At 69.1% G+C, this 13,284-nt stretch carries 10 protein-coding genes; 5 read left to right on the top strand and 5 right to left on the bottom strand.

Going from position 1 to position 13,284, the window contains the following annotated elements:
- Window positions 1-150: 150 nt before the first annotated feature.
- The 3 genes from J8I35_RS01905 to J8I35_RS01895 all read right to left on the bottom strand — a co-directional run bounded on the left by J8I35_RS01905 (window position 151) and on the right by J8I35_RS01895 (window position 2,415).
- A complete protein-coding gene (locus J8I35_RS01905) occupies window positions 151-600 on the bottom strand; it encodes a CBS domain-containing protein (protein WP_209924309.1) in 450 nt (149 codons plus the stop codon).
- 140 nt (window positions 601-740) lie between these two features.
- Window positions 741-1,256: a hypothetical protein gene (locus J8I35_RS01900; RefSeq protein WP_209924308.1), complete on the bottom strand. Its 516-nt coding sequence runs from the start codon at window positions 1,254-1,256 to the stop codon at window positions 741-743.
- A gap of 223 nt (window positions 1,257-1,479) precedes the next feature.
- On the bottom strand, window positions 1,480-2,415 hold the full coding sequence (locus J8I35_RS01895) for a 1-phosphofructokinase family hexose kinase (protein WP_209924307.1): 936 nt from the start codon (window positions 2,413-2,415) through the stop codon (window positions 1,480-1,482).
- Between the two features lie 232 nt (window positions 2,416-2,647).
- Here J8I35_RS01895 and J8I35_RS01890 point away from each other — a divergent pair, with 232 nt between their 5' ends.
- Window positions 2,648-4,444 carry an adenosylcobalamin-dependent ribonucleoside-diphosphate reductase gene (locus tag J8I35_RS01890; protein WP_209924306.1) on the top strand — a complete coding sequence of 599 codons (1,797 nt, stop codon included), beginning with the start codon at window positions 2,648-2,650 and terminating at the stop codon, window positions 4,442-4,444.
- 53 nt (window positions 4,445-4,497) lie between these two features.
- Here J8I35_RS01890 and ftsH read toward each other — a convergent pair whose 3' ends face one another.
- Entirely contained in the window at window positions 4,498-6,450 is a 1,953-nt protein-coding gene (gene ftsH, locus J8I35_RS01885) for an ATP-dependent zinc metalloprotease FtsH (protein ID WP_209924305.1), read from the bottom strand.
- A 164-nt stretch (window positions 6,451-6,614) separates the two neighbouring features.
- Window positions 6,615-7,262 (bottom strand): BON domain-containing protein, encoded by a 648-nt coding sequence (locus tag J8I35_RS01875; RefSeq protein ID WP_124592716.1) that lies wholly within the window; start codon window positions 7,260-7,262, stop codon window positions 6,615-6,617.
- A 283-nt stretch (window positions 7,263-7,545) separates the two neighbouring features.
- On the opposite strand from J8I35_RS01875, the gene J8I35_RS01870 reads away from it, so the two are divergent.
- From J8I35_RS01870 to rbbA, 4 genes are all read left to right on the top strand, one after another.
- The gene (locus J8I35_RS01870; protein WP_124555404.1) at window positions 7,546-7,734 is read left to right on the top strand and encodes a DUF2964 family protein; all 189 of its coding nucleotides are present in this window, start codon (window positions 7,546-7,548) and stop codon (window positions 7,732-7,734) included.
- Between the two features lie 182 nt (window positions 7,735-7,916).
- Window positions 7,917-9,413: a TolC family protein gene (locus J8I35_RS01865; protein ID WP_209924494.1), complete on the top strand. Its 1,497-nt coding sequence runs from the start codon at window positions 7,917-7,919 to the stop codon at window positions 9,411-9,413.
- The gene (locus J8I35_RS01860) at window positions 9,410-10,483 is read left to right on the top strand and encodes an HlyD family efflux transporter periplasmic adaptor subunit (RefSeq protein WP_050016742.1); all 1,074 of its coding nucleotides are present in this window, start codon (window positions 9,410-9,412) and stop codon (window positions 10,481-10,483) included. Before J8I35_RS01865 ends, J8I35_RS01860 begins: the two co-directional genes overlap by 4 nt.
- Entirely contained in the window at window positions 10,480-13,284 is a 2,805-nt protein-coding gene (gene rbbA, locus J8I35_RS01855; RefSeq protein WP_245170047.1) for a ribosome-associated ATPase/putative transporter RbbA, read from the top strand. The genes J8I35_RS01860 and rbbA overlap by 4 nt, the downstream gene beginning before the upstream one ends.

Genomic DNA, 13,284 nt, shown 5'->3' with positions numbered 1-13,284 from the left:
GACCGGCTGCCCCGGCGCTTCGGCGGCCTGACCGGCTACGTGAACCTGCGCGTGATCGCCCGAAATCGCCATCGTCACGCCCGCTTCTCGGCCGTGCTCGCGCGCGCCGTTGCCGCGGGCACGTCGCGACCGCGCCCGACGCACACCGCATCATCCACGCTGTTTCTCCTCGAAATACGGTTGGCGTGCCGCCACGAGGCGTAGTTCGTCGAGCAGCGCCGCGGCCGCGCGCAGCAGGTCGTCGAGCGACACGATGCCGATCAGTTCGCCGCCGTCGCCCACCACCGGCAATCGGCGTACGCCATGCTGGCGCATCCGCTTCGCGAGCAGCCAGAGATCGTCGTCGACGTCCGCGACGGCGACCGGGGCCGACATGATGTCGCCGACGAACAACGAACCGGCCGGTGCGTCGGGACCGACGACGGCGAGCACGATGTCCCGGTCGGTCAGCATGCCGACCGGCTCGCATCGTCCTTCCCTTTCACGTACGACGACCAGGTCGCCGGCATGTGCGTCGCGCATCATCGCGGCCGCCTCGACGACGGTCGTCTGCGCGGAACACATGGCGACATCGCGGGTGCAAAGCATCGCGGCATTCATGTTCCCTCCCCTGCCCGGACGACGCGGGCCGTCGGTCGACGCCCGTCTCCGCCCGCCTATTCACGCAACGGTGATTCGATCGACCCCGTTGCGCACGGCGTCGATCGATGGATCCGGCTCGAGCGCCTGCTCGACATCGTTCAGTCGGCGCCGTTTTTCATGGTCACGGGCCTGTCCGTATCCCATGGCGATAACCGTGCATCCGGCAGCATTGCGGGATGCCTGACACGGATCAGCGAAGCGCCTCGCCCGAGGTCCGCCCCACCGTCGTGAAATCGGCATCGCGCCCGGTTGCGTGCCTCGAGACGCGACACCATCTGCCGCCCCCGGTCCGACAGACGCACGCGCGCCTCCGCGAGCGGCACGGCATCCAGCCGGACGAGGCCCCGGTCCACAAGACAATGAAGATCGGCAGGGTCGCCCTGCTGGCGTCGTGGTTCGCTGGCAAGCACCATCAGGATCGCAATCTCGTGAGGGCTCAGCAGGCACTCGCCGTCGGTGTCGGGCGGTCGATGCCAGTCGGGTTCGGCTGACGGCAGGTTCGGCGTCCCGTCGATGGACGGCGTGATGATCGGGAAATCCGACGTGCGCGCAAACGAGGAGAGCATGATGGCGTTCCGTATCACGAACGTGAAGACGCAGACGGCACGGTGCATGTCGGTCCTCGATCGTGATCGACACGCGCGAACCTCGATCTTCGCTCTTGCGGCACGAGGGAGGGTTGACGCAGGTCATCAAGCGCACGCATGCACCCGAAACAGCCGGCGATTCGTCTGACGCAATGCCATCCGACGCCGCGGTTTCGCATGCCCGTCACGCCACGCCGAAGCAATCGGCGCACACGTCGAACGACTCTGATGGGTCCGCGCCGCCTGTCCGTCAACTTGCCTGCGCAACCAGTTCGGCATGAATCCGCTCGACGTCGTCGCGCGTGCACAGCGCCGTCCCCGGATGCTCGACCGAAGCGGCCGATGCCGCCAGCGCGTAGCGGCACGCATCGTCGAACGGCACGCCGCGCGCCAGCGCCCACACCATGCCGCCGACGAAACTGTCGCCCGCGCCGACCGTGCTGCATACGGCTGCCGGCCTGCCGGGCAGGCGCAACGTGCGATCGCGCGTGACGACCCATGCGCCACGCGCGCCGAGCGTCAACGCGACGATGTCGGCCTGGCCGCGCGCCACGAGTTCGCTGGCCTTCCGGCACGCCGACGTGTCGTCGAGCGGTTCGCCGGCCAGCGCGCTCAGTTCGCCGATACTGGGCTTGACGAGATGCACGCCGGCCTCGAGGGCCGCCTGCAGCGCCCGGCCCGCCGCGTCGACCACCACGCGGCTGCCCTTTGCCTTCGCCGCGCACGCCAACGTCGCGTAGAGATCGTCAGGCGCGCCCTGCGGCAGGCTGCCGCTCAACACGAGATAGCGCGGCGCCGGTTGCATCGCGTCGATGCGCGTCGCGCACTCGCGCCACTCGGCCTTCGTGAGCGTCGGCCCCGGCATCAGGAAGCGGTATTCGCGCCCTGTCGCCGTCTCGGTCACGCACACGTTCTCGCGGGTCTCGCCGGCGATCCGGATGCGCTCGCTCGGCAGATGCTCGGCTTCGAGCAGCCGCGTCAGGACGTCGCCGGTCGGCCCGCCGGCCAGGTACAGCGCGACGCAATCGCCGCCGAGCCGGTGAACGGTCCGGGCGACGTTGATTCCGCCGCCGCCGGGGTCGCGCCGCGGCCGCGCGCAGCGCAGCTTGTGCGTCTCGACGATGTGCTCGACCGACGTAGCAACATCGACGGCGGGATTCAATGTGACGGTAACGATGTCGGTCATGGTTCGTGGCTCTCGGTCGATGGCAGGGACGCCGCCGGCTTCTCGCGACGGACGCCGGCGCGGCGAAGCCCGGCAACCGCCGCATGCCGGCCGTGGCTCCACATTACGTTCGCTGCCGGCCACCGCGTTGACCGCCGTCAAGCCACGCCGCGAAGGCGCCCGCTTGCGCTCGATCAACGACGCGTCCGGGCGGACTCCTACAGTGAGTCATTCATCGTTGCCGAGCCCCGCCATGGACGAGCAGCCGCTTTGCACCACCGTGTTCACCGAACGCTATGCGCGGCCCGGCGAAACGTCTCGCGAGGCCCTGTTCCATCGCGTCGCGCATGCGCTGTCGCTCGCCGAGCCGGTCGATCTCCGTGCGCAGGCGGCGCGCGCGTTCTTCCGGAACCTGCAGCGCGGCGCGATCGGCGCGGGCCGCATCCTCGCGAACGCCGGCGCGGATACCGGCGGGACGATGGTCAACTGCTTCGTCCATCCGCTCGCGATTGCGCCGGGCGCGCCATGGGCCGCCATCGACGCAGCACTCGCGCATGCGCTCGACGACGCACGGCTCACGCTGTTGATGGGCGGCGGAATCGGCTACGACTTCTCGCCGGTGCCGCCCGCCGGCGCGTATGAACGGCGCGTGTCGTCCGAACGAGGCGCATGCGTCGCGATCGACCGCTTCGATGCGATGTGCCGGGCGCTGCCGTTCACCGGCCCGCGCCGGGGCGCGCAAATGGGCGTGCTGCGCTGCGATCATCCGGATCTCGCGGCCTTCGTCGCCGCCAAGCGCGGACGATCGCGCTGGCCGACGTTCAACCTGTCGGTCGGCGTCACCGATGCGTTCATGGAGGCCGTCCGGCAGGATTTGCCCTGGGCACTCGTCCACCACGCGCGGCCTCGCTCCGGGGCCGGTGCACAGCCCCGGCGGCCGGACGGACGGTATCTGTACGCGACGATTCCGGCGCGCACGCTCTGGCACGAGATCGTCGGCGCGGCGCGCGACAGCGCCGAGCCGGGGCTGCTGTTCCTCGACACGATCCGCGACGCGAATCCGCTGCACGAACACGAGCGGATCGACGCGACGAACCCGTGCGGCGAGCAGCCGCTGCCGGCGTACGGCAGTTGCGTGCTCGGGCCAATCGACCTGTCGCGGTTCGTCCATCACCCGTTCGGGGTCGACGGCAAGCCGCGCTTCGATTTCCCGGGGCTCGCCGACGCGGTGCGCGTCCAGGTGCGCATGCTCGACAACGTACTCGACCTGACCGCGTGGCCGCTCGCCGCGCACGCCCACGAGGCGCGGCGCACGCGCCGCATCGGGGTCGGCGTCACCGGCCTGGGCGACGCGCTGACGATGCTGCGGCTGCGCTACGACAGTATGCAAGCGCGGGCGTTCGCACGCGGGATCGTGCTGACGATGCGCGAGCATGCGTTCGCGGCTTCGGCCGCGCTCGCCGCCGAGCGCGGCGTGTTTCCCGCGTACGATCCCGCCGCCTATCTGACCGGCCCCGCGCACCGCATGCCGCTGCCGCTGAAGGTGCACCACGCGATCGCGCGGCACGGGCTGCGCAACAGCCATCTGCTGTCGTTCGCGCCGGCCGGCAGCGTGAGTCTCGCGTTCTGCGACAACTGTTCGAACGGAATCGAGCCGGCGCTCGGCTGGACGCAGCGGCGCCTCGTGCGCACCGCGGACGGACGGGTGCGACCGTTTCGTGTCGAGAATCACGCATATCGGCTGTTTCGCGACCTGCATGGCGGCCACGTCAGGCTGCCGGATTATTTCGTCGCGGCGGCCGATATCGCGCCGGTCGATCACGTCGCGATGCTCGCGGCGCTGCAGCCGTGCGTCGATGCCGGCATCTCGAAGACCGTGACGCTGCCGGCGCAGTGTTCGCTCGTGGACGTCGACGCCCTGTTCTTCCAGGCATGGCGTGACGGGCTCAAGGGCATCACGGTGTTCCGGCCCGATCCGCGGCTCGCGTCGGTCGTGACCACCGATGCGGCGCAGGCGCGGCGCGAGCGCCCGGTCTGCATCGGCTGCTGAACGACGCACGCAGACCGGCGGCCGACGCTCGGCGCGGCGCGGCGATCGTTCGTTCAGACGGGAGCGTCCGTGGTCGTTTCCGTGTCGGCCGGCGCGGGACTGCGCGCGTCGCCGGTATCGCCGGTATCGCCGGTATCGCCGGTATCGCCGGTATCGCCGGTATCGTCGGCCGGCGTGATGAGCGCCATCAGCCTGTCGTGATCGATCGATTCGTGCTCCAGCAAGCTGCGCGCGATCCGCTCCAGCGCGTCGCGATGCTCGCCGAGCGTCGCCGCGACCCGCGCGTGCGCATCGTCGAGCAGCGCGCGCACCTCTTCGTCGATCAGTTGCGCGGTGTGCTCGCTGCAATGGCCGTCGCCCGGTGTCCACACGGCCGGCACGCCGCCCTGCGATACCGCATCGTCGAGCGTCATCAACCCGATCCGGTCGCTCATCCCGTACTGCATGACCATGTGCCGCGCGAGCGCGGTCGCGCGTTCGAGATCGTTCTGCGCGCCGGTCGATACGTCGCCGAACGCGATTTCCTCGGCCACGCGCCCGCCGAGCAGGACATCGAGCCGGTCGAGCAGTTCGCTCCGGCGCAGCACGTAGCGATCCTCGGTCGGCACCTGCTGCGTATAGCCGAGCGCCGCGATCCCGCGCGGGATGATCGACACCTTCTTCACCGGGTCGCAGTGCACGCGGCTTTGCGCGACGAGCGCGTGCCCGGCTTCGTGATAAGCGATGGTCCGCTTCTCCTGTTCGTTCATCACGCGGCTCTTGCGCTCCATGCCCGTCAATGCGCGGTCGATCGCTTCGTCGAAATCGGCCATCGCGATCGCCGGCTTGCCGAGTTCGGCCGCATGCAGCGCGGCTTCGTTGACGACGTTCGCGAGATCGGCGCCGACGAAGCCGGGCGTGCGCTGCGCCAGTTCCGCGAGGTCGACTTCCGGCGCCAGCTTCACGCGCTTCGTATGGACGGCCAGGATCTGCTTGCGGCCGGTCAGGTCCGGCTGGTCGATCGCGATGTGCCGATCGAATCGTCCGGGGCGCAGCAGCGCGGGATCCAGGATTTCGGGCCGGTTGGTCGCGGCCATGATGATGACGCCCGAATTCGCCTGAAAACCGTCCATCTCGACCAGCAATTGATTGAGCGTCTGTTCGCGCTCGTCGTTGCCGGACATCAGCCCGACGCCGCGCGCCTTGCCGAGCGCATCGAGCTCGTCGATGAACACGATGCACGGCGCCTTCTGCTGCGCCTGCTCGAACAGGTCGCGCACGCGGGCGGCCCCCACGCCGACGAACATCTCGACGAATGCCGATCCGCTGATCGTGAAGAACGGCACGCCGGCCTCGCCGGCGACGGCGCGTGCCAGCAGCGTCTTGCCGGTGCCCGGCGCGCCGACGATCAGCACGCCCTTCGGGATCTTGCCGCCGAGCCGCTGATAGCGTTCGGGGCTGCGCAGGAACGCGACGATCTGCTGCAGCTCGGCCTTCGCCTCGTCGATTCCCGCGATGTCGTCGAACGTGATGCCGGTCTCCTGCTGCACATACACACGGGCCTGGCTCTTGCCCATGCCGCTCAGGTCCCTCATCCCGCCCGGCCGCCGCATCGTGAAGTTCCAGGCCAGCACGAGGACGATCATCGGCAGCAACCACGTCGCGAGCATCGCGATCCAGCCCGAATCCGGCACGCCGCGATAGCGGATGCCGGCGGCCGTCAGCGCGGCGACCAGATGATCGTCGCCGACGCGGTTCGTCGTGAAGCGCCACGGCGGCCCTGCCTTCTTGACGGCGACCGCGTCGGACGCCGGCAGCATGGTAGCGGCCTGCGGCATGCGCAACGCGCCCGAGATCGACGACTGACCGATCTCGAGCTCGTCGACCAGCCGCGCGTCGACCAGCCGATGAAAATCGCTGTACGAAATCGATGTCGTCGCCGGCTGGGCCGACAGCAGTTGATAGGCGATCAGGACCGCGAACGCGATCGGGATCATCAACCCGGAGTAGTCGAATGTTTTCTTCATGACGTCGAGGCTGTGCGCCGGACTCGCGACCGCTCAGGCCGCGTCACGGGTCCAGTTCGCGCGCAGCATGTCCTCGCTGTCGCGATAGTTGAATGCCAGCGCGCCGGGAAGCGATCGATTCATGGCGGCTTCTCCGTGGGAATCGGCGGTACAGGGCGCAATGCTCACGCGACGGTCAACCGGTCGACGACCTCGCGCACGCCCCGGACCGACGCCGCCGCGCCGCACGCGGCACGCCTTTCCGCCAGCGACGCGACCGTGCCCGTCAGCGTGACGATGCCGTCGTCCGCCTCGATCGCGATTCCGGCGGATTCGCGCTGCGCGCGACGGGCCAGCGCTTCGGCAATCCGCGTGCCGACGTCGGGCACCGTCTGGTCGGCCCGCACCCGAATGCGGTTCGCGACACCGACGACGCCTTTCATCCGGCTCACCATTTTTTCCGCTGCACGGCTCTGGAACGCATGATCGACCTCGCCGTCGAGCGTCACGCAGCCGTGATCGACTTCGACGCGAATCTGGTGATCGCGCAATGCCTCCTGCCAGCCGAGCGCGAACGTGATCGCGATCGCCAGTTCGTGGTCGGCGCAGGCATCCTCCGGCGGCTCGACGTTCAGTTCGAGCACCAGCGCACGCGCATCCGCGACATGCAGCGCGGTTTTCTGCGCCTCGAGCTTCTGGGCCCAGCTGTCGACGGTGCCGCGCAGCGTCACGATCCGGTCGCGTACGTCGACGTCGATCCGGCGCGAATCGATCGCCGGATTCCAGAACAGCGCCTGCTCGACATCCTGCTTGAGTGCTGCATCGGACTTCATGTCGGTCTCCCGTCCCGGCGCGTGCCGATCGCGAAGCGTGCGACCGGACGTGTGCCGTACCCGATTCAGCATCGCGCATGGCGGCACCGGCGGCTTGACGAGGATCAATCAACCGCGGGCTTGCGGCGACGGCGGCCCCGTGCGTAACCGGCCGATTTGTCCGTTGATGCAGATCAACGGGGCGCCGGAGCGCGACTCGATCATGGCGACAGACGCTGCGCACGACGCGACGAAGCGAACATGTCGCAGCGATATGACAGAGCCGCTTTCCGGGGAGACCGTCATGAACCGAAAGCAGTACCGCATCGCACTCGCGACGCTCAGCGTGTTCATCGCGCTGGCGTCGCTGGCCGGCATCGTGCATGGGATGCTGTTCGACGAACGGGTGTTCAGGTATTCGATCGTCACGTTGATCCTGAGCGTCCTGTCGTTCGTCGTGCTGCTGAATCTCGCGCCCGGCGACCGCCCGTAAGCGGAACATCGGCTGACGCGAATTACCGCTGCCTGTCAACCGAGGCCGCCCTCGACACGCATTCCCGCCGCAGTGATTCAGATCAAGGGGGCGCGCGGCAATCGTCGGATATAAGTGAACCCGAAGCGGCGTCGCCACGAGCGCGGCGCCATCCCGTGTTCGTGTAGCCGATGAGGAACCCCATGCGCGCCGTCGCGCTTCCGCCGCTGTTTCAGCCTGCCGCCGCGCGGCGCGTTCGTCTCGTTGCGCTGGCAGCCTGTGTGGGCCTGCTGTCGGGATGCCTGTCGCTCGCGCCACCCGACGAACGTCCCGCCGCGCCGATCCCCGCCGCGTTCCCCGATCCTGCCGCCCGCAGCGCCGCCATTGCGCAGGCGCCGCCCGCCTGGCAAGACTATTTCGTCGACGGACGTCTGCGCGCGTTGATCGAGCAGGCGCTCGCCAACAACCGGGATCTGCGCGCAGCGGTTGCACGCGTCGAACAGGCGCGCGCCGTCCATGGCATCCGCAGCGCGGATCAGTGGCCGACGATCGGCGCCGGCGCGGCCTACGCGCGGTTTCGCACACCGGGCGGCTTCCTGACGCCGACGCCGGTCATCGGCCAGGTCTACGAGATCCAGCTGGCGGAGACGCAATGGGAGATCGATTTCTGGGGCCGCGTGCGCAACCTGAAAGCGTCGGCGCTGCAGCGCTATCTCGCGAGCGATGCGGCCCGGCAAGCGGTGACGCTGAGCGTGATCACCGGCGTGGCGGACGCCTATCTGACCCTGTGCGAGATCGATGAACGGATCGCGCTGACGCGCGCGACGATCGACACGCGACGCGAATCGCTGCGGATTTTCCGGCTGCGTCACGCGGCCGGCGCGATCTCGCGGCTGGACCTGACGCAATCGGAAATCCTGCTGCAGCAGGCCGAGTCGCTTGGCGTCCAGTTGCAGCAGGCGCGGGCATCGGCGGCCGATGCGCTGGCATTGCTCGTCGGTGCGACGCCGGCGCTGGCCGACGCGCCGCTGACGCTCGACGATGGCGCCGTGATGCCGTCGCTCGCGCCGGGCCTGCCGTCGTCGCTGCTCGCCCGGCGTCCGGACGTAATCGCCGCGGAGCACGAATTGCAGGCCACGCGCGCGAACATCGGCGCGGCGCGCGCGGCGTTTTTCCCGCGTATCGCATTGACGAGCGCGATCGGTTCGGGGAGCACCGCACTGCGCGACCTGCTGTCGTCCGGAACGGGCGTGTGGTCGGTGATTCCGAACGTCACGCTGCCGCTCGTCGACGGCGGCCGCAATCGGTCGAATCTCGCCCTCGCGCACGCCCAGCGCGACGAGGCGCTCGCCCAGTACGAGAAGACCGTGCAGCGCGCGTTTCGCGACGTGTCCGATGCACTCGCCGCACGCTACTGGCTCGCCGACCAGGTCGCGATCGAACGGGCGACGCTCGCGTCCCAGGCCGAGCGCGCACGTCTGGCGAAACTGCGCTACGACAGCGGCGCCACCCGCTTCCTGGAAGTACTCGATGCGCAACGGGACCTGATGAACGCCGAGCAGCAATGGGTGATGACGCGTCGTGCGCTGCTATCGAGCCGCGTCGCGCTGTACGGCGCGCTCGGCGGCGGGACCACCGATACCGACAGCGCCGCCGCGGCATCGAACCACCTTTCCATCGATTCGGGTTCCAGACCATGAAGACCATCAAGCGCCCTCTTCTGATCGGTGCCGGTGCGGCCGTGCTCGCGATCGGCCTCCTTTACTACGGCTGGACGCGCTGGCGCGACGCACAGACGGACGCCGGGCTCGTCAGCGGCAACGGCCGCATCGAGGCGACCGAGATCGACGTCGCGACCAAGCTGCCGGGGCGCGTCACCGCCATGCTCGTCGACGAAGGCGATTTCGTGAGTGCCGGTCAGCCGCTCGCCCGCATGGACGTCGTCGTCCTGCGGGCGCAGCTCGACGAGGCGCAGGCCCGGGAACAACAGGCGGTGAACACCGCGGCGAGCATCGACGCGCAGGTGGCCCAGCGTCGCAGCGACAAGGCCGCGGCGGCCGCGCTCGTCGTGCAGCGGGAAAGCGAGCTCGACGCGGCCACGCGCCGGCTGGCGCGCTCCGAAACGCTGTCGCGGGACGGCGCGTCGTCGCTGCAGGAACTCGACGACGATCGCGCGCGCGCCGGCAGCCTGCGGGCGACCGTCAACGCCGCGCGCGCCCAGGTCGAAGCCGCGCAGGCCGGGATCGACGCCACCCGCGCCCAGCTCGTCGCCGCCCGCTCGGCGGTGACGGCCGCGCAAGCGACCGTCGCGCGCGTGCAGGCCGATATCTCGGACAGCGAGCTGACGTCGCCGCGCGACGGGCGGGTCCAGTATCGCATCGCCGAATCGGGCGAAGTCCTGCCGGCAGGCGGCAAGGTGCTCAATGTCGTCGATCTGTCCGACGTCTACATGACGTTCTTCCTGCCCGAAACGGTTGTCGGCAGAGTCCCGCTCGGTGCCGACGTGCGGATCGTGCTCGATGCGGCGCCGGAATACGTGATTCCGGCACGCGTGTCCTACGTGTCGAGCACGGCGCAATTCACGCCGAAAACGGTCGAGACGGCCACCGAACGGCAGAAACTGATGTTTCGGGTCAAGGCGCGCATCGACCGCGATCTGCTGCAGCGCCATCTGAAGCTCGTCAAGACCGGCCTGCCGGGTGTCGCGTGGCTGAAGACCGATCCGAACGCGGGCTGGCCGGCGCGCCTCGCGATCAAGGTGCCGCAATGAACGCGACGTTGCCCGTCGCTAGCGGTGCCGGTGCGGGCGAAAGTCCGCCCGCATCCGTTGAATCGGGCGTGGTCGCCCGGCTGTCGGGCGTCTCGTTGCGCTACGGCGATACCTGCGCGCTCGACGACGTGACGCTCGATATCCCGGCCGGCCGCATGGTCGGGCTGATCGGACCGGACGGTGTCGGCAAGTCGAGCCTGCTCGCGCTCGTGTCCGGCGCACGGGCGATCCAGCAGGGCCGTGTATGGGCCCTCGGCGGCGACCTGTCGTCGCGCGGCCACCGCGCACGCGTATGCCGGCGCATCGCCTATATGCCGCAAGGGTTGGGTCGGAACCTGTACGCGACGCTGTCGGTCGAGGAAAACCTGCAGTTCTTCGCCCGACTGTTCGGCCACGATGCGGCCGAGCGACGCCGCCGCATCGACGCGCTCACGCACAGCACCGGGCTGCATGCGTTTCTCGACCGCCCCGCCGGCAAGCTGTCCGGCGGGATGAAGCAGAAACTCGGCCTGTGCTGCGCATTGATCCACGATCCCGACCTGCTGATCCTGGACGAACCGACGACCGGCGTGGATCCGCTGTCGCGCGCCCAGTTCTGGGAACTGATCGACCGTATTCGCACCGCGCGTCCGGCGATGAGCGTGCTCGTTGCGACCGCGTACATGGACGAGGCCCGGCGTTTCGACTGGCTGATCGCGATGGACGCCGGCCGCGTGCTCGCGACGGGCAGCCCCGGCGACCTGCTCGCCCGCACCGGCTGCGACACGCTGGAAGCCGCGTTCATCGCGTTGCTGCCGGAAGCGCGCCGGCACGGGCACCAGCCGATCCGGATCACGCCGTTCCGGCCCGACGCGACCGACGGCTACGCGATCGAGGCCGACGCGCTGACGATGCGGTTCGGCGATTTCGTCGCGGTCGACCACGTGAGCCTGAAGATCCGCCGCGGCGAAATTTTCGGCTTTCTCGGCTCCAACGGCTGCGGCAAATCGACGACCATGAAGATGCTCACGGGCCTGCTCGCCGCGTCCGAAGGCACGGCGACGCTGTTCGGCCGGCCGGTCGCCGCGAACGACATCGATACGCGCAGGCGAGTCGGCTACATGTCGCAAGGGTTTTCGCTGTACGGCGAACTGACCGTCCGGCAGAACCTCGTGCTGCATGCGCGCCTGTTCGGCGTGCCGGAAGCGGACCTGCCCGCGCGCATCGACGAAATGGTCGGGCGCTTCGGTCTCGCGGACGTACTCGATGCGCTGCCCGAACGCCTGCCGCTCGGCATGCGGCAGCGGCTGTCCCTTGCCGTCGCGATGGTGCACAAGCCCGAACTGCTGATCCTCGACGAACCGACGTCGGGCGTGGACCCGGTTGCGCGCGACGACTTCTGGCGATTGATGATCGAGCTCGCGCGCAACGACCGCGTCACGATTTTCATTTCGACGCACTTCATGAACGAGGCCGCCCGCTGCGACCGCATCTCGCTGATGCATGCGGGCCGCGTGCTGGCGAGCGCCGCGCCGGACGAACTGGTTCGCCTGCGCGGCGCCGCCACGCTCGAGGACGCGTTCATCGGCTACCTGACCGACGCGCAACGCGGCGACAGCGCACCGACGGACACGTCACCGGGCGCCGACTGGCTCGCCGCGTCGCCCGACGCGAGCGACGCCGGCCGCGGCGCCGCCTGGTTCAGCCCGGCGCGCGCCGGCAGCTACCTGTGGCGCGAAGTGCTGGAGCTGCGCCGCGACCCGCTGCGCGCGACGCTGGCGCTGTTCGGTTCGCTCGTGTTGATGTGCGTGATCAGCATCGGCATCAGTCTGGACGTGGACAACCTGACGTTCGCCGTGCTCGATCGCGATCAATCGATGCTGAGCCAGGACTACGCGCAGCATCTCGCGGGCTCCCGCTACTTCGTGCCGCGCGCCCAGCTTGCCGATGACCGCGATATCGATCGCCGCATGCGCAACGGCCAGCTGTCGCTCGCGATCGAGATCCCGCCCGGCTTCGCACGCGACGTCGCCCGCGGCCGGCACGTGGAAATCGGCGCGTGGGTCGACGGCGCGATGCCGATGCGCGCGGAAACGATTCGCGGCTACGTGGCCGGCATGCACGAGAACTGGCTGCGCGATCAGGCGAAGCGCCGGCTCGGCGTGTCGCTCGTCCCGGCAGTCGACGTCGCGATCCGCTATCGGTACAACCCGGACGTCAAGAGCCTGCCCGCGATGATTCCCGCGATCATGCCGATGCTGCTGCTGATGCTGCCCGCGATGCTGACGGCGCTCGCCGTCGTCCGGGAACGCGAGCTCGGATCGATCGTCAACCTGTACGTGACGCCCGTGACCCGCGCCGAATTCCTGCTCGGCAAGCAGGCGCCGTACGTGATGCTGGCCATGCTGAATTTCCTGCTGATGGTCGTGCTGGCCGACGTCGTGTTCGGCGTGCGGATCAAGGGCAGCTTCGCGACGCTGGCCGCCGCGGTGCTGATCTTCAATGTCGTCGCCACCGGCATCGGGTTGTTTGCGTCGACGTTCACGCGCAGCCAGATCGCCGCGATCTTCATGACGATCGTCGGCACGCTGATCCCCGTCGTGCAGTTCTCGGGCCTGCTCACGCCGCTGTCGTCGCTCGAAGGCAGCGGCAAGTGGATCGGTACGATCTATCCGGCCACCTACATGCTCGCGATCAGCCGCGGCGTCTACAACAAGGCGCTCGGGCTCGCCGACCTGTCGTCCCAGTTCTGGCCGCTGCTCGCCGCCGTGCCGGTCATCATGGTGACGACCGGCGTCCTGCTGCGCAAACAGGAGCGCTGA

It is taken from the genome of Burkholderia sp. CpTa8-5, from assembly GCF_017815045.1.
Classification (GTDB): domain Bacteria; phylum Pseudomonadota; class Gammaproteobacteria; order Burkholderiales; family Burkholderiaceae; genus Burkholderia; species Burkholderia sola.
The sequence above is the reverse complement of the archived record's forward strand: the minus strand, read 5'-3'. Positions and strand labels throughout refer to the sequence as shown.

Bases quoted from the DNA above. Each gene is read 5' to 3' on its own strand.
- J8I35_RS01875 (WP_124592716.1), bottom strand. From the start codon at position 7,262: ATGAAGTCCGATGCAGCACTCAAGCAGGATGTCGAGCAGGCGCTGTTC.
- J8I35_RS01890 (WP_209924306.1), top strand. From the start codon at position 2,648: ATGGACGAGCAGCCGCTTTGCACCACCGTGTTCACCGAACGCTATGCG.
- ftsH (WP_209924305.1), bottom strand. From the start codon at position 6,450: ATGAAGAAAACATTCGACTACTCCGGGTTGATGATCCCGATCGCGTTC.
- J8I35_RS01905 (WP_209924309.1), bottom strand. From the start codon at position 600: ATGAATGCCGCGATGCTTTGCACCCGCGATGTCGCCATGTGTTCCGCG.
- rbbA (WP_245170047.1), top strand. From the start codon at position 10,480: ATGAACGCGACGTTGCCCGTCGCTAGCGGTGCCGGTGCGGGCGAAAGT.
- J8I35_RS01860 (WP_050016742.1), top strand. From the start codon at position 9,410: ATGAAGACCATCAAGCGCCCTCTTCTGATCGGTGCCGGTGCGGCCGTG.
- J8I35_RS01870 (WP_124555404.1), top strand. From the start codon at position 7,546: ATGAACCGAAAGCAGTACCGCATCGCACTCGCGACGCTCAGCGTGTTC.
- J8I35_RS01865 (WP_209924494.1), top strand. From the start codon at position 7,917: ATGCGCGCCGTCGCGCTTCCGCCGCTGTTTCAGCCTGCCGCCGCGCGG.
- J8I35_RS01895 (WP_209924307.1), bottom strand. From the start codon at position 2,415: ATGACCGACATCGTTACCGTCACATTGAATCCCGCCGTCGATGTTGCT.
- J8I35_RS01900 (WP_209924308.1), bottom strand. From the start codon at position 1,256: ATGCACCGTGCCGTCTGCGTCTTCACGTTCGTGATACGGAACGCCATC.